Origin of the sequence: Neobacillus sp. SAB-20_R2A (genome assembly GCF_049568635.1) — a bacterium.
Classification (GTDB): Bacteria; Bacillota; Bacilli; order Bacillales; family Cytobacillaceae; genus Neobacillus; species Neobacillus citreus.
On record NZ_CP145895.1, the window covers coordinates 5,340,770 to 5,358,042 of the forward strand.

Annotated in this window: 12 protein-coding genes; all 12 read right to left on the reverse strand. The window is 45.3% G+C overall.

Annotated elements, in window-relative coordinates; translation table 11 throughout:
• Positions 1-58 precede the first annotated feature (58 nt).
• On the reverse strand, positions 59-1,309 hold the full coding sequence (locus tag V5M37_RS26255; protein WP_423799820.1) for an ABC transporter substrate-binding protein: 1,251 nt from the start codon (positions 1,307-1,309) through the stop codon (positions 59-61).
• Between the two features lie 251 nt (positions 1,310-1,560).
• On the reverse strand, positions 1,561-2,835 hold the full coding sequence (locus tag V5M37_RS26260; RefSeq protein WP_423799821.1) for a Gfo/Idh/MocA family protein: 1,275 nt from the start codon (positions 2,833-2,835) through the stop codon (positions 1,561-1,563).
• 88 nt (positions 2,836-2,923) lie between these two features.
• A complete protein-coding gene (locus V5M37_RS26265; protein ID WP_423799822.1) occupies positions 2,924-3,973 on the reverse strand; it encodes a LacI family DNA-binding transcriptional regulator in 1,050 nt (349 codons plus the stop codon).
• Positions 3,974-4,183: 210 nt separating this feature from the next.
• On the reverse strand, positions 4,184-4,918 hold the full coding sequence (locus V5M37_RS26270) for a GntR family transcriptional regulator (protein WP_423799823.1): 735 nt from the start codon (positions 4,916-4,918) through the stop codon (positions 4,184-4,186).
• Between the two features lie 147 nt (positions 4,919-5,065).
• Positions 5,066-5,983 (reverse strand): DMT family transporter, encoded by a 918-nt coding sequence (locus V5M37_RS26275; protein ID WP_423799824.1) that lies wholly within the window; start codon positions 5,981-5,983, stop codon positions 5,066-5,068.
• A 152-nt stretch (positions 5,984-6,135) separates the two neighbouring features.
• Positions 6,136-6,903, reverse strand: a complete 768-nt coding sequence (locus tag V5M37_RS26280; protein ID WP_423799825.1) for an SDR family oxidoreductase — start codon at positions 6,901-6,903, stop codon at positions 6,136-6,138.
• Between the two features lie 113 nt (positions 6,904-7,016).
• Complete coding sequence (locus V5M37_RS26285; protein ID WP_423799826.1) at positions 7,017-7,403, reverse strand: FxsA family protein; 387 nt, start codon at positions 7,401-7,403, stop codon at positions 7,017-7,019.
• A 42-nt stretch (positions 7,404-7,445) separates the two neighbouring features.
• On the reverse strand, positions 7,446-7,931 hold the full coding sequence (locus tag V5M37_RS26290; protein ID WP_423799827.1) for an SRPBCC family protein: 486 nt from the start codon (positions 7,929-7,931) through the stop codon (positions 7,446-7,448).
• Between the two features lie 207 nt (positions 7,932-8,138).
• Positions 8,139-8,459, reverse strand: coding sequence for a hypothetical protein (locus V5M37_RS26295; RefSeq protein ID WP_423799828.1), 321 nt, complete (start codon positions 8,457-8,459; stop codon positions 8,139-8,141).
• Positions 8,460-8,480: 21 nt separating this feature from the next.
• Positions 8,481-14,219 (reverse strand): Ig-like domain repeat protein, encoded by a 5,739-nt coding sequence (locus tag V5M37_RS26300; RefSeq protein WP_423799829.1) that lies wholly within the window; start codon positions 14,217-14,219, stop codon positions 8,481-8,483.
• Between the two features lie 428 nt (positions 14,220-14,647).
• Positions 14,648-15,565, reverse strand: coding sequence for a hypothetical protein (locus V5M37_RS26305; RefSeq protein ID WP_423799830.1), 918 nt, complete (start codon positions 15,563-15,565; stop codon positions 14,648-14,650).
• A 12-nt stretch (positions 15,566-15,577) separates the two neighbouring features.
• The gene (locus tag V5M37_RS26310; protein ID WP_423799831.1) at positions 15,578-17,266 is read right to left on the reverse strand and encodes a serine/threonine protein kinase; all 1,689 of its coding nucleotides are present in this window, start codon (positions 17,264-17,266) and stop codon (positions 15,578-15,580) included.
• Positions 17,267-17,273 lie beyond the last annotated feature (7 nt).

A 17,273-nucleotide genomic window follows, 5' to 3' on the forward strand; every position in this document is an offset into this window, starting at 1 on the left:
ATTCCCTCCCTTTAAGGAAATGGAAGAGAAGAAATCAATTCTCCTCTTCTTTTTTTTATTACTTAGATAAAGCCTCGTTTGCTTTTTTCGTTAATTCTTTTGCGGCATCTTCAATGCTTTCTTCTTGGCTCCATGCCTTTTTCAGGATATCAACCTCGTACTGCCAAATTTCCCCTGTGCTTTTCGCATTCGGCAGCGGCACAGAGTATTCGCTTGCATCAATAAAGGCTTGAAGATTAAGGCTTGGAACAGATTTCACCCAAGTATCCTGCGCACCGTTAAACGCTGGAATGACGGTTCCCGTTTTCGCATAAATCTCGGCAGCTTCCTTAGAGCCCAAGAACTGGACAAATTTCCATGCCGCATCTTTATGCTTTGTATTGGCCGCAATCACATTGGACAATCCATGAATCGCTGTCGCACGGGTTTCGCCTTTTGGGAGAATGGTTACATTTAAATCAGGGTTCTTCTTATATTCCGGTACCATCCAAGGGCCATCAAGCATCATCGCTACTTTTCCGGAAGAGAAAAGCTCAGAAGCTGCCGTTTCTGTCATTTGGGCTTGTGTTGGTGATAAACCTTCTTTTATGAAACTGGTATAGAATTTAAGGGCTTCGACTGTTTTTGGATCATCAAATCCAGCTTTTTTGCCATCCTTGGAAATAACATAGCCTCCATTTTGCCAAATGAAATTATAATAGCCTTCTTGGTTGGCAATCGTAGAGGCAAAACCCCAAACCCCTTTATCTTTGTTTGTCAGCTGTTTCGCCACATCTTTTAATTTATTCCAATCCCAGCTTTCATCCGGATACGGTACACCTGCATCGTCAAAAATCTTTTTATTGTACCAGAAACCGATGGTATCGTAGTCTTTTGGAATTCCATAAACTTTTCCGTCAACGGTGTAAAGGTCGATTAATGATTTCGGATAATTATCCAAGCTATAATTATCCTTTTTGGCCATATCGCTTAATGGAAGGATTACTTTACCCTCTGCATATTGAGTAACATGAGCTCCGTTCATCCACAGAACATCAGGTAAAGCGCCGCCCGTTGCTGCTGTTTCAAGCTTTTGAAAGTACTGTCCATAAGGAGTAATCTCCGTTTTCACCTTGATGTTTGGATATTTTTCGTTAAATAATTTGATAATATCTTCAATGGCAGGAAGTTGCTTTTTATCCCAAATGCCATAGGTTATTTCGACTTTTCCGTCCTTCGCATCACTAGAAGCTTTGTCACTATCACTGCAGCCTGCAAGCCCTAATAATCCTAGAACCACAGTTAGAAGCATGATTAGCCATTTTCTCATCCTTTTGCCCTTCTTTCAAAAATAGTTTAATAGTTTTTCAATTCATTACTGTTTTTACACATAAGGGTTTTTCTAGATGATAAACTTCATGTTGATTCATTTAGGTTTCTCTTAACATATTTAGATAACGCTTACCACCTCCGTACCAAACGTTTTCCCAATAGAGTTGATTCTCCCATTCCTTCTACTTGCTTTTAGTTTATTATTGCATCACCACGAAAACGCGGTGTGACAATCCAATTTTTCCAACTTTAAGCTTTACTAGTTTCTTGTAAACTTTGATAATAGTCATCTATATTAATCGATTGGCCCTCATGCACGCGAGATTCTTCAGCGGCAAATGCCATCAGGTGGCTTCTAACGGAGGCGGATGCGGAAGAAACCCCGCCCTCGGTGTTACCAAACTGGATTTCCCGGAGGAATGTTCTCATGATTCCATGATCACCGCCGCCATGTCCGCCCATAGGCCGATCGAAATGGATGACGGTTTCTTGCTTGGTCAGGAAGTCAAAGATTGAAATTCTGTTTTCCTCCATATTTCCGCGGATTTCCCCTTTTGTCCCCATAATCTGGACAATTCGCGTCTGCTCTCTTGTAAAGCCGCACATGCTGAAGGTGGCGGTGGCACCGTCCTCGAACTCCATATTTACCACCTGATGGTCAACAACATTATTGTCGGAGCGGTACACGCATTTTCCGTAAGGGGTTTTATTTAAAGCTTTGATAATCCCTTCGTTTGTATGGTCCTCGGTGAATTTCTTTGCCCAGCCCTTTCCTTCGCCAAGATAATATCTACCAGCATGGAATGGGCACTCAAGCTCGGCAGGACAGCCATCCAAACATCGGAGCGGCGCACCAGCTGGGGCATTTTCCTCTTTGAAATGCATCAACGAGCCATAGGAGCTTATACGTTTACACTCTTTGCCCATCACAAACGAGATAATATCCATGTCATGGCAGGATTTCTGAAGAATCATTGGACTTGATTTTTCTTTGTTGTTCCAATTTCCCCTGACAAAGCTGTGGGACATATGCATGACTTCGACATTTTCATTCAGCTGTAGAGAGACCACATCACCAATATCCCCACTCGCAATCACCTTTTTAATCGTGGACCAGAAATCGGTATATCTCAAGACGTGGCAGATGGTCAGCTGCCGGTTATATGTTTTCGCCTGTTGTTCCATCAAAATACATTCCAATGGGTCAGGGGACATTGGTTTTTCCAACAGAACATGATAACCCAGCTCTAACGCTCTCATCGTTACCTTGAAATGATCTCTGTCGAGTGTACAAATGATGGCAATATCGGCAATTGGCTGCTCCTGCTGCAATGCTTCTTCCCACGATTCATAACAATTTTCCTCTGGAATCTGGTGGGCTTCTTGCACTTTTGTTCTTCTTTCGGCCCACGGCTCCGCGACACCGACAATCTTCAATTCAGTTGGATAAGCCGCAGCATATGGCGCATAGGCCCTTGCCCCTCTGTCACCCGCACCTATCAGGATTGCTGTCATTCTTTTCATAATCCTTCTCCTCTCATTTTGCATTCTTCGGAAAATTTTCCGTATTCTACCCAAACGTTTTCCAAAGGCTTTTAAAAAAAGGAACCGTTTAGGTCCGTTTTATAGCAGATGACTCACGAATAACCAATTTAAAGGGCAAAATCATTTTAATAGGGAGTGTTACTTTTTCCTCTACCATTTCCATAATTGTTTTCGCTGCCATTTTTCCCATTTCATATTTAGGGATATCAACAGTTGAAAGCGGTGGTGAAGAATATTTTCCCATTTCGATATTATCCACACCAAAGAAGGCGATGTCTTCGGGAATTCTTAACTCATTTTCAATTGCAGCTCTCATCGCAGCTATGGCCATCATATCACTGGCGCATACCATAGCGGTTGGCAATGATTCAGGGTTACTTTTAATCAGCTGGTTCATTCCCTCATAGCTGTTTTCCATTTTCCACTTGGTGTTGATTATCCATTCCTGCTTAACAGTAAGTCCTGCCTCGTCCATGGCAGCTTGGAAACCTTTAAACCGGGATTCATCATGCAAATCCTTATAGGTTTCATTTGCCCCGCCGCCAATAAACCCAATTTCTCGATGTCCTTGGCTAATCAAATGCTTAACGACCGTTTTAATGGCTTCCTTACGATCATAATCGACAATGGCGATATTCTTATCCGTATAGAAAAAGTCTAGTCCTACCACAGGAATTGTTTTTCGTATGTAGTCAATCAGGCTGTCATCAATCCTGTCGATCAGTAGCAACCCTTCAATCCCCAAGTCATGAATTGTCTTAAGAAGCAGCGATTCATTTTCCAGCTCATCCTTGGTAATACTTATTAGGGTGTAATCTTGATTCGTTAATGTATCACGAATTCCGGTATAGATATCGGAAAAGTACGGGTTGATTTCCGCTTGCTTTGGATTGGCCACCCAGCCAATTTTCATCGTTCGTGTATTGCTTTTCTGTTGTTTGTTGTGAACAAGGTTACGGGCATGCTGGTTCGGTGTATAACCTAACTCCTTAACCGCCTGCCAAATCTTATTCTTCGTTTCCTGATTCACATTTCGTGTTTGGTCGTTTTGAATGACCCGCGAAACCGTAGAGATGGAAACGCCTACATATTCCGCAATATCTTTTAATCTTACCACTAGTAAAACACCTCGAGGTCAAAGCTTACAACGGCAATTGCTTAAATTTTTTGAATTAATAAGAATATAGCACCATTCGTAATTTTAAGTCAATCCATTATAATAAAATATTTCTTGTAAATATGATCCTGCCCTAAATGTTCACGCGAATCATACATTTTTTAAAAAGCCTCACCTTTTGCAGTGAGACTTTTTTTAAGTAAGACGAACCTACGTAAGTTCTGTATAAAACCGACAGCGGTCCCCGCGCACAATCGAACGGCAAAATTCTACCGGCTTACCGCTCGTGTCAAAGGCGGTTCGTTCTAACAACAAAGCGGGTTTCCCAGCTTCTGTTTTTAGGAATTCACTTTCGTCCGGACGAATTAAAACGGGTTCAAATGCCTCAATTGCCCTGTTCACAATGACGTTAAATTCCTCCTCAAGCAAATCATACAGGGAGGTCTCTCCCACTCTCTTCAAAGGCTCAATATTCGGTACCACTCTTTTTGGAAAGAAGGAGGATTCCAGAATATATGGATCATCATCGACACAGCGAAGGCGCTTCATTTCAATGACCTGTTCATCGCCGGTTACCTGCAACTCTTCCATAATCTCCGGGGTTGGTTTGACTTCCCGGATGTCTATGACAATGTCATTAGGGACCATCCCTTTTTCCTTAAAGCCCTTGCTGAAGCTGTATAATCCCATTAAGGATTGCTGCATCAGCTTCGGCTTCGCCACAAACGTGCCTTTTCCCTGAATTCGATAAAGCAGCCCATCCTGAACGAGTTCCTCAATTGCTTTTTTTGCGGTATTTCTACTAACATTATAATTATTCATTAATTGATGCTCGGATGGAATTTGATCCCCAGGCTTCCAGTCACCACTATCAATCGATTGTTTTAATCTTTCCTTAAGCTGATGATAAAGCGGGATCACACTATCACTTTGCAATGGTTTCATCGTAATCTACCTTCCTCACGATATGACAGGTTCAGGCTCATTATACCATCAATTGTACCATCAATCCATCAAGTTTTGCACAAAAATGATGCATAGGGACGGTTCTTATGCCTCAAAATAGTGAGGCATGAGAACCGTCCCCATGCATCACAGCGGGGGCTGGACGCTTACTGGTTCGATTGCTGGTGTGTGTTTTTTGGATCCCAGTGTGTTGACGACGATAACTCCGGCAATGGCAACTGCGCCCCCGATGATGGAAATGACGCTTGGCTGTTCATTGATCCAAATCCAGGCAATGAGGATGGCGAATACCGGTTCAAAATATATCATGCTCATAACCGACCCGGATTTTCCTAAGGAGAGGGCGATTGTCCATGTGACATAGCCAATCGCAGTTGGAAAAATCCCTAAATAAATAGCCGATAAATGGGCATCCAGGGATGCGTGCTGCAGTTCTTGAAAATATCCCGGAAAGTAAATAAAAAAAGGAATCGTTCCAACCCAGGTAAAGTAGGCTGTTAATTCGATCGATGAATAACGTCTCAAGAGAGGCTTTTGAAAGGCAAACATCACCGATGTCCCCAAAGCAGCGATTAATAGAAGGAACACACCGCTGGAGATATGGAAAGACGAGCCTGCTGTTTCAAGTGCAATGATACCGATTCCCAAAAAGCCCAAACCTAAGCCTATCCAGCCAAACAACCCTAGCCGTTCCTTTAATACGAATAGAGCGATTAGGGCAGTAAAAATAGGCGTTGACGAAATCAGCATCGCCGCGACTCCTGCATTTACGGTTTTCTCACCGAAAGCAACGCCGATATGATAAATACTGATCCCTACAAAACCCAATATCACAATTTTCAGTATATCCCCTTTTTGTGGCAGACGGAATTTAACACCGGGCCATAGCGCGTAAATCGCAAATAGTGCCGAAGCGATAAGGTATCGAGTGAGGATTAGATGCCCTGGAGAATAGCCTCCATGTAAAATCACACGAATGGCAGGGAAAGATGCTCCCCATATCATAACGGTAAACAACGCAATGGTTAAAGCTTTTATGTTCAAAATCCCCTCACCTCTTTTTTTCTACATAATCTCAAGGTTATCACGGTGATCACATTGTTTCAATCATAAAAATATGGAGGAAACCATGATTAACCTTGATGCATCACAGATGCGGGGACCAGAATGTCACTCTCTATTGATTACAACACCGTTCACTCCCGCCAATCCGGGTTATTTTTCAAAAATCCTTCCCATGCCTTTTGGCTTCCTTTTAAATTTTCTTCTCTTGTGGCTTTAAGCCGATTCTCGGTATCACCGTAGCCTATTTCTTGGCGGTTATTTTCGAAACCTTGGAAAATAGTATCAGCAAAATCGGCCAAAGGTGCCCCGAAGGTATGCAGTCCCGCCCCGCCTAAATCTGTATTCACTGCTGGTGGGAAAATTTCAACCACCTCTATGCTCGTTTCCGCTAATTGCTGCCTTAAGGAAACCGTAAAGGAATGAAGGGCTGCTTTTGTCGCACTATAGATTGGGACCCACACACCCGGCATCAGCGCCAGGCCAGAGGAAACATTAATGATGGCCGCGTCCTTCTGCTTCTTTAATTGCGGGATTAAGAGCATCGAAAGATGAATGGGTCCTTCCACGTTAATGGCGATTTCATTTTGATAATAGCCCCAATCCTTATCTGGTTTGAGGAGATTCACTCGCTGCTGAATGCCGGCATTGTTGACCAAGATATTTAAAGAAGGAAATTCTTTGGTAACCCATTCCGAAAGCTTGGCCCGTTCCTCTAATTTAGATACATCACAAGCATGTATATGTAGTTTAGGATACTTTGCCTTTGCTTCCTCAAGCTTTTCCTGGCGCCGGCCTACTATGATGACCTCGTTCCCTCTTTCCAAAAACCGCGCTGCAAACGCCAGGCCAATACCAGAGGCACCGCCGGTTATTAAAATCGTGTTACCTGATAAATTCATCCTGCTACCCCCTTATATTTTTTTAAAATTACCTTTATCGAATAAAACAGGAGCCCAATCCCGCTGCTTTGCCGCATTAAACTTTTGCAGAAGCAGGGTTTCAGGCCCCTTGCCTATTTTATGATTCGTATATTGCCTTTTTCTATTCGTTTTCTTAGTGCGTTAATCATAAGAAATTTAACCGGCTTTCGGGTTGGAGGGAATAGGAGCAGGAAGCCGAATATGTCAGTCAAGAACCCCGGTGTTAACAGCAGGATTCCGCCGATCATGATACAAATGCCGTCCAAAACCGCTTCGCCCGGGATTTGTCCCATTCGAAGCTGCTCCTGGGCCTTCCTGATAGTTTGTAGACCCTCTCTTTTGGCTAAGTATGCCCCTAACACGCCGGTCAAAATAATAAGCAGGATGGTAGGCCAGACCCCGATTGTTTTTCCCGAAAGAAGCAAAAATCCGATTTCTGCTGCCGGAACAGCTATAATTAATAACAGTAAATACCGCATAAAGTTCTCCTTCCTAATGTGTCTGTTTCCAGTCTGGACCTTTTATTCATTTGGAGACACTTTCTCAACAGCTTGTTTATATTCCTCATACCACTTTTTCCATTCTTCCATCCGTTCGATGGTTTCGCCTTCCATCAGGGCCTTAATCACATCAAGGCATACATGCCAGCCGGCAAGGTCCTTTGGGGTGTGGGGGGTAATTTTTTCAATCTTTTCTATTAAAAACAGCTTGCAGCCCGAGGCTTCCGTGGAAAGTTCGAATCGCACTGCCATGTCACTTCCCCAAGTAAACTCCAATACGGATTGATCTTTGAGGTCCATGATGGCCATCTTCTCAAAGGTTCCGTCGCCCATATCGAACTCCATAAACCCGCCTTCGCGCAGCTCACCAACTCGAAGCTCGTTAAACCACTTGGCTAATTTTTCGTTGTCCGTTAACCAGGACCATACCTCCTCAATGGAATGATCAAATTGCCGCTCGAATCGTGCGATGTAGCTATTTTCTAATTTTTCTATGACTGCTAGCATCGGTTTCCTGCCTCCCGTAAAGAATATTGTTATTTCCATTATAGGAGAAAAGGCGTTTATTTTAAAATAGGACGTCTATTTTTACCGTTCTCTCATTTTCGGAAACCTCACGGGTAAAGTAAAGGGCGATTTTCCAAAAGGAAAGGAAACAAAAAATAAGGCTTGCCGAAACGGCAAGCCTCTAAACATATGACCTCAATTAAGGAATCAGGTCCCTTCTTCTTTTCTGTAGCCACGCGGTGTGTTGCATTGTGGACAGGCAGCGTTGTTGGAGTCGAATGGGCTCCCGCAGTTACGGCAAAAGACTACTCCTGCACCAGCAGCTGCGGCAGGCTTTGACTGCCCGCCAGCCGGCTTCTCTTTTTGCACCGAGGCCTCCACTGCTACAGCGGCTTGCCCAGCATCCAACATCACCGCCTCTTTTTTAAACTTCTTTAAAACCCCAATGACTACGATCAACGTAATAATATTCACAACCAATCCGGCGGCTGCAATGATCAAAACGAGAAGTGATGTATCTTTAAACATGATTACGTCTCCCTCCTCTCATTACTTTTCAATAGTCTCGGCTCCATAAGTTTTCCTCTTCCGGACAAGGACTAGCGCTGTAATTACAGCTGCCAGGCTGCCGACACCGCCAATCGATCCCATAAACAAGGTCTTATTGTTATACCAGCGGACGATCGGGTTGGTGGAAACAAGAATGTCATTAACCTTTTTGCTCAGCTCGTTTCCGGCCGCATCTACCGCAATAATCTTCACATTCTGTTTGGAGTTTAAGCTTTGGATATCAAACGTGTAGTTTTCGCCGTCCGCCTTGTGCTCCACTTTTTTACCATTTAGATAGATTTCGGTATCCTTAAGCACTAGATTATCTTTAACAGAAACCGTTACGGCCTTCGTATCAACCGGATACTGCTCCCCACTCTCAATATCAATCGGCACAATCACCGGAGCGGTCTTGTCGATACCAAAGGAGATTTCAGCCTGCTTCTTCTCATCGATATTCTCATTGATGTTACCTGCTGCATCTTCGGAATAAAGCGCAACGGTATATTTGCCATCGCCGGTAAATAGCGATTTTTTCACCACATACTTGTATTGGCTCCACTGCCCGGCGCCGCCGGTTTCAGTGACGGTATAATCCTTACCCTCCGCCAAGTCAGAAGGCGTACCGTTCTTCGTCATTTTGACTTGAATCGTATCAGCTTTCAGGCTGTCGACGTTCGTTTCGGTCACAATAACGTCCGTTTCCTTCTGCACATATTTTCCGTCAATTGCCTTAAGTGCATCATCGAACACATAAACCGAACCAAAGCGGTTCACAGAGAAACGAATCGTTTTGGAGGTTTCATTTCCGGCAAAGTCCACAAGCGTCGCCGTTAACGTATAAAGGTCATCGATTTCTTTTTTCTTCTCGAAGTTTTTAAACGTAAACACCTGGCCATTTGGCGCATCGGCATAGTTGCCATCGAGCGCTGCCGGGCCGTGATTCGCTCCTGTCAGCTTGATGCTTACAGCCTTTTGATTAAAATTCGTATCGGAATAAGTGATCACCGGAATCACGTCTCCGTTATTGGCCGACTGATCCTGAACGCCGGTAATTGTTAGTTCAGGCGCCGTTTGATCAACGGTGAACTCCTCTGCCTTATAATCGGCGGCAATATTCCCAGCCTTATCGGTAAAATCGATATCAAAGCTGTACTTGCCATCCACAGCATATTGAATCGTCGCTGTGTGGACGTCACCCTTCGAACTCCAGCCGCTCACTTTCGGGAATGCCGCGGCAGACCCATTATCACTGGCCGTACCAGTCACCCTTACGCGCCCGGCATCAAAGTTATGCTCGGTAATCGAAATCGTTGCCGTCCGGCTTGCTCGATAATAGTTGCCGTTGGCCGCCGAGCCATTATTATAGGAAACTTTTATAACAGGAATGGTTTTATCAATCGTAAACTTCTGCTGCGGCACTGCTGGTGCCGCATTTCCGGCATTATCCTTATACTTGATATCAAAGGTATAATCGCCATCCGCACTGAATTTCACTGTTGCTGTATGTGTTGTTTTATCCGGGTCGGCTGTATTAACTGCGGTACTCCAGCCAACCAACGAAGGAACAGCCCCATCTGTATTTGTAATCAAATGTTCCACATCTTTTGGATTAAAGTTCCGTTCCGTCACCACAACGGTTGCCGTTCGGTCTGCTTTATAAAAATCAGGATAATCCTGATCCGGCGAATTGTTGTCATAAGTTACTTTGATCTGCGGCGCGGTCTTGTCGATACTGAACGTCAGCTCTTTTTCCGACGTGTTGCCAGCCCGGTCCGTCACCTTCGCCTTGACCACAATGGCGTTGCTATTGTTGCTGACCGCAATCGTTTTAGTCATCTCGGTAACGAGGTTTTTATCAGTCTTCGCTACCTGCCAGCCGTCTGGATTGCCGCCATCCGCAAACGAGCCGTCATTATTAAGCTGCAGGCGTCCGCCTTGGTTATTCGCCGTATCATAAGGTGCTACCACCGACCATTCTACCTCATTCAAGCCTGAGTAAGTGTCGGTCACGGTTAGCTTCACATCCACGTTATTCGGGTAAAGCTCGAGATCCTGATTGTCACGATAGGATGTTTCTGCTTTTTCAAGCGTAATATGTGCCTCTTTGGCGTGCTGCGCTTCATCCTCAATGACCGTGCCGTCCGGTGTGGCAAAAGCACTTGTATTATTGACGTGATCCGTCGCTTTTGCAAAAATTTGCCCTTTAAATGCCGCAGGGACATTAAAGCTGAATTCACCTGATGTCGGAACAGCGGCAATGCTGTCAACCGCCGTTGACGTGATTTCCTGCAGCGAACCATCCGCAAGCACCGCATAGAATTTGCCATTCTCATAATCTTGCAGATAAATCACCATCGATTTAACTTCGCTCGTTGCTTCAAAGCCAATCACCGGGTCCTCCGCTTTCACCGTCACCTGAATCGGCTTTTTGAAAAAGAAGCCATATTCCGTGAGTTCAACTGCTTCCTGGAGACTCTCTGTTGCATCCTGCTGCTCTTCGTCCGTTGAAAAATGAAAATCGGTAATCATTGGGCTCGATTGGTCTATGAAAATAGTTTTTTCAACCTGTGCCGCATTCCCAGCATTATCAACAGTTTCAACAGCGATATGGTAGGAACCATCTTCATTTCTGGTAATCCTGGAATCGCCGGTATCCGTCGCCGCCAAATCCGGGCGATGCTGGACCGTCGACTCTTCATGGTAAAAATACTCATCAACAGGCTGGTCGTTCACGTTGATTTTTACCGCATTGACACCGGAATCGGCATCCTGCACATCGACATCGTACATGACTTCGCCGTTGTAAAACTCTTTTGTATCATCAGCCGCATAGGATGAAACGCCGTCTTTAGCAGTAATTTTGATAGCTGCAGCAGGTGCTGTTTTTTCAATCATCACAACACCGCTATCCTTGGCCTTGATATTTGAATTGCTCGAATTCACCAAATATGGCGTCTGGTTCTTGTTATTCACATTGTCAGTGACTTCGACTTGGAACGTTCCCTTGAAACGGTCCACATCCAGAGTGTAGGTCGCTTCGGCAGTTAGACCTTGGGTTTCAAAGCTTTCCCGAGTTAACGCCGGTGCCTCTTCCCCCGCGTTCTCTGGAACAGCAATTACCTTTAAGTCCTTTATTCCGGAAGCGTCATCCTTGACCTTCACTGTCACTTCAATTTTTTTATTAAAAAATGTTCCAAAGCTAAGGTAGTTTAACACCTTGGCAATCGTGCTGTCGTTGATGACAGCAAAAGTGACTGCCTCTCCGTCTGCAAGAACCGGTTCGTTTTCATCAACAAAAATTTTCTTTGGCGCTGCATCCGTTTTATTGCCAGCATTATCTTTTACCGTAACGGAAAAATCGTATAAGCGATTTTCTTGGTCAAGCGTGCTTGTGTCAATCGCTTCGATCGCCGGACTTACTTGCTTTTCTTGTGAAAAATCATATTCTTTATATTTCTTGTCATTTAGATTAATAGTCACAGTGTTGACGCCGGATTCTTGGTCTTCTGCTTTGATGTTTACTTTCGCATCACCGCTGTAAAACTCGGTATCATTAACCACATACGGACTTTTTTCTGAGACAACCGTTAATTCCGCAGTCGGCGCCTTCCGGTCAATCATGAAGTGTCCGTTGCCTTCCGGTTGGATATTCGTTTCGTTAACATCATAATTTTGTTTGTTATTTACATTGTCGGCTACTTCAACGGAAAACGTCCCTTCGAAACTTTCATCATCGAGGAGGAACACTGCCTCGGCTGTCCGGGTATCTTTGCTGAAGGTTTCGGAAACTAATGGAACCTGCTTTTTATCAGTAGAATTCGCAGTGTTTGCATACAACGTAATCTTCTGAACACCAGATTCCCCATCCATGGCTTTCACCGTTACCTGAATTCCTTTGTTAAAAAACATTCCAAATGTAAGGATGTTTAAAACCTGGGACCAAGTATCGTCGTTAATTTGTTCAACTTTCACAGCTTTGCCGTCTGCTAGTGTCGGGTTCGTCTGGTCGATGTTAATGTTGATTAGCTTTTCGGGGGATTGGTTACCCGCCTTGTCAACAGCCCAAACTTTGTATTGGCCTTTTTCGACTGGGCCAAAGGTGTAACGGTTGGTTTTTGCATCGAATGCTGCCTCGCTTGGAGCAACCGCTGCATCCGTAGCATTGCTGTAAAAGACTTTTTCAATAGGAGTAGAGTAGGCGACACCGTCGAAGCTTTGGGTTCCGTTATCGATTTCACCGGAAACGGTCACTGTGTCACTGAACCATGTCACGTTATTGATGGTGGTTTTGTTTTTTCCATCCAGTGCAGGCTCTTTGACGGCCGGACCTTGGTTATCGAATACCAGCAAGATATCGCCATCCAAGTTAACCGTTTGCTCGCTCTTTTTCGTGCCTGCAATCTTCACCTTCATGTCTTTAATCGAAGTGGATTTATTGAAGGTGTACTCCGTTTGCCACTTTTTGCTGGAGCCGGCGGAGGTTTGCAGATTGATAAGGTTGTAGGCCGATTCCGGATTTGGCGCAACCTGCACCACAGCGTCCTTTGAATAGACGCGGATTTCTTTGCCGCCTTCTTTATACGAGTCGAGTAATGCACCGGCGGTTGGTGTAATCGAAACGAATTGCGACCAAGTTCCGTCTAGTGTCGGGATTTTCTCAAAGGTTACTTCGATTGAAATTGGCTCTTTAATGTTTTTAACCGTGTAAGAATAAGTCCCGTCCTCATTTTCTGTAAAATTCGCATCAGCGGCAAGATCCACAGCCGTTCCGTTTACCTTGATGGAAGCTACCCGGTAGTCCTGGTTTGGTGTCATCGTGGCTGTTGCTGCGCCGTCATAATCGACTGTGGATTTATCCAGCTTCACATCTCCGTTGCCGCCGTTGACACTAGCCGTAACGGCGTAGGTGTTGATGACAAACTCTACTTTCACGTCGTGGTTTGCTGTAACATTTGTGAAGGTGTACTTATAGCTGTCCGGCTGGATTAGCGTCACATCTTTTGTCAAGTCGAGATTGTCGCCATCGACATTGATGCTTTCGACATGAAAACCTGTTAACGGAGTTACCGTGAAAAAGGAATCATTGCCATGCTGGACGTTGATCGTTCCGCCGAGAGAGCTAATGGTTTTGTTTGCGTCGTCCTTTACCGTCCCTTCAAGTGCGTTGTATTGGAAGGTGACGGTGTATGTTTTTAACACAAATTCGACTTCAATGGTGGTGTCGGCCATAATCGATGAAATCGTGTGGGTGTACCTTTGGTTGTCCGTTAACGGCTGTTCTTGCCCAGCGATTTTTACCGACTTAATTTCGTAATTTGGTTCAGGCGTGATGACAATGGCAACATCTGACCCTGATTTCACCTGAACAGGGGCGGTGTAATCCGCTTCATTGATATTGACCATGCCCTCGCCCGCTGTTACATTAGCTGTAATTTGATAGTTTGCTGTCTCAGGCGGGTCAGTTGGCGTTCCGGAGTCGGCTGTCCCTCCAGTGCCAGTTGAGTCACTAGATGTGGTTGCTCCACTTTGGCCGGTGGGCTCCTGCGTTGTGGTTAGCGGTTGCCCGCCAGATTCGGTTATTGTCCCGCCAGTTGCTGTAGTTTGACCAGTCCCAGTGTCTGTTGTTTGGGCAAAAACCGGCATGATGGCGCCGGCCGATATGTTAAAGGCAACCAGCAGAATGGAAAGGATGACTGCCAAGAAGCGGGTTGCCCTTGAATTTCTCTTTGTGAACACTTTTTCTCCACCCCTTAAAAAAATACTATTTTATTAAAATACCTATTGGTTACCACTTTGGGCGATTTTTTTACGTTTGGGTTACTAAGCCCCTTATTGGTTACCATTTCGACAATCCTTTGGCGACTTCGGGCGCCAATAGACCGTATTGATTACCGTTTCGGCAATCTTTTGCCGATTTCGGGCACCAATAGACTGTATTGGTTACCTTTCCAGCAATCCTTGGGCCGTTTCGGGCGCCAATAGACTGTATTGGTTACCTTTCTAGCAATCTTTTGCCGATTTCAGGCGCCAATAGACCGTATTGGTTACCTTTCTAGCAATCTTTTGCCGATTTCAGGCGCCAATAGACTGTATTGGTTACCTTTCCAGCAATCTTTTGGTGGTTTCGGGCACCAATACACTGTATTGGTTACCTTCCCCCGCTTCTAGATCACTTCATCCGTATGCGTAATCTTGATATCTCTAATTATCCTAAATTCTATCTTTCCAAGTGGGGCATCTTCTTCATCTTCCAATTCAACGGCAGGGTTTAATACGGTGGTTTCATTTGTTTCTATTAAAACCTCCGTGCCGCTTTCCAAGACTTCGGTCCCCGAATCCAATACTTCGGTTCCTGAATCCAGCAACACTACGCCAGGCTCAAATGCCTCTGTACTTTCGTACAGCACCTCCGTACTGCTCTCAAGAAGGACCTCGGTTTCATTTAAAAGGACAGCCGTACCTTCTGATAGATGTTCATCTGCCTGGAAAAGCACCTCCGTCCCGGCATTCGCCAGCACTTCGGTTGATTCAGAGGAGCCGCTCTCGAAAACTTTAGGATCTACTTTTCCAGTAAAACCCGTGTTTATAGTATTAAACTCGGTGCCAGTACTTACCGTATTCCCTCTAGCACCAGTAAATCCTGGGGCAGCTGTGTCAGTCATGTTCCCTGTGTTCACAACAGAATATGCCGCATTCCCCATATTCCCTGTTCTTCCAACAGTATCCCCCGGTCTTGCTGCAGCTCCGGCCAGGTTCCCGGCCCGAGACGTGTTCCCATTTATGACCGTATTTCCGGTCCTGCCCGTATTCCCAGTCCGCCCTGTCCACAGCCTGCGAACCCCGACTGGCTCGGTCAGCGACCCGCGGTCGAGATTAAAGGCATCCGGCTGGTGGCGCTTGCTGCCCGTCATTTTGTTTCGTTCGCGGATTTCCTCGATCTGCCTGGCGGCGGTCCGACCAGACAAATCGCCGATGATGGCCAAAATGTTCATTTTGAAAAATAAAACTACCGCAACAATAAACAATACGGCGGCGAGGGAATATCCGACGATGGAAATGATTTGCCATGCTGCTGCTCCCATGTTCGTCACCCCCTATTCCTTCCGAAAGGCGTTATCAACAGCTTTTTCGGTGAGGGCAAAGCGATCGACAACGTCCTTCTTAATTGTTTCCGTCTTCTCAGCGGTGACCTCGACATCCTTGGTGCTCTGCTTGACGGCCTCTGTCACTGCACGAAGGTCGCTTTCCTTCACGCCATCCAATTTAAACTTCCTGGCATAAGTTTCTATCGAATACATCGTCAATTTATAGAGTTCGAGTTTAACAATTTCACTCTCTTCAGGGCTTTTATCAACCATTTTTATCAGCCCCTTGATATTTTCCCAATACGGCTTGTATTTGCCTTTGTCGGATGCCTCTTCAATATGGAGAGTGATATTCTGATTAAACTGGCCGATATCGCGGTAAATCAAGGCCATCTCGTAATAATCGCTTTTTTTCGAGCCGTACTGGACGGCGTCCTCGAACCATTGGATGGAGCTTTTCATTCTCGTAATCTGGTTGTCGCTATTTTCACTCTTTCCATAGTCGTAGTAATACCAATACATCTTACCGACTTCAAAAGCGAGGTCAGGATACTCTGGATTGTCGCGAAACTCGATAAGGTGGGCGTTGATTTTTTTCTTAAACTGCTCCTCCTCCTCGACTGAAAAAGCAGCATCTCCCTTAAATGCGCCGAGCAATCCCAAATAGGCCTTCGTTTCAACCGGCTTAATATCGATTGCTTTTAAAAAATAATCAATCTTCGCCTGATCGGTTGCAGCCTTCTCCGCCATCTGAACCGTTTTATTGTAATCGGCATTATTCGTTTGAATGTTCATCACCTGTCCAAGAATGCCAATGCCCAGGCTCAACACAGAAGCCCCCGCCAGCGCATAAAAACCGCGCAGCTTCTTCTTTTGCTTGGCGCGATAAAGGTCATCAGCCTCTTCGTAATGGTTCAGCGCATACATCAGCTCGGCACACGATTGATAACGATCATCCGGATTCAGCTGGGTGCATTTTTCAATAATCCGTTCCAAACCGCCCGACAACGACGGGTTCCATTGGCGGATGGGGTAAAGCTCATAAGGAGGCTCGGATGGGTTGTGCCCGGTCACCAGATGATAGAGCGTCACGCCCAAACAGTAAACATCGGTCCGTGGGTCGGTCTGACCCTTCCCGCCGAACTGCTCCGGGGCCGCGTAACCCTTCGTTCCTAAGCTGACGGTATCTGCAAGATTCTGCTCCTTGTACTCACGGGCAATCCCAAAGTCAATTAGCTTCAAATTGCCATCCGGCTTCAGCATCACGTTCGCCGGCTTCATATCCCGATAAATAATCGGCGGATTGCAGGTATGTAAATAATCGAGCACCTCACAAAGCTGCTTCGCCCATTCAATCACCAGATCCTGGGGCTGGGCGCCATACTCCTCCATAATCTTGCTCAGAGGCTCCCCTTCGATATAATCCATGATGACAAAAATAACTTTGCCATTGTCGATGATGTCGACAATCCGAGGCAAAGAAGGGTGGTCGAGGCGTTTAATCATGTTCGCTTCGGCGATGGCACTCTGGATAATGACCTCGTTGTTTTTGTCCCTGCCTCTTTTTTCAATCTCTTTCACGGCCCACTGCTTGTTGAGGCGTTTGTCCATGGCCAGGTACACCTTGGACATCCCGCCTTGGCCGATCTGCTTCAGTATTTCATATTTTCCATCTATAACGGATCCAATTGCTGCCACGTGAAAT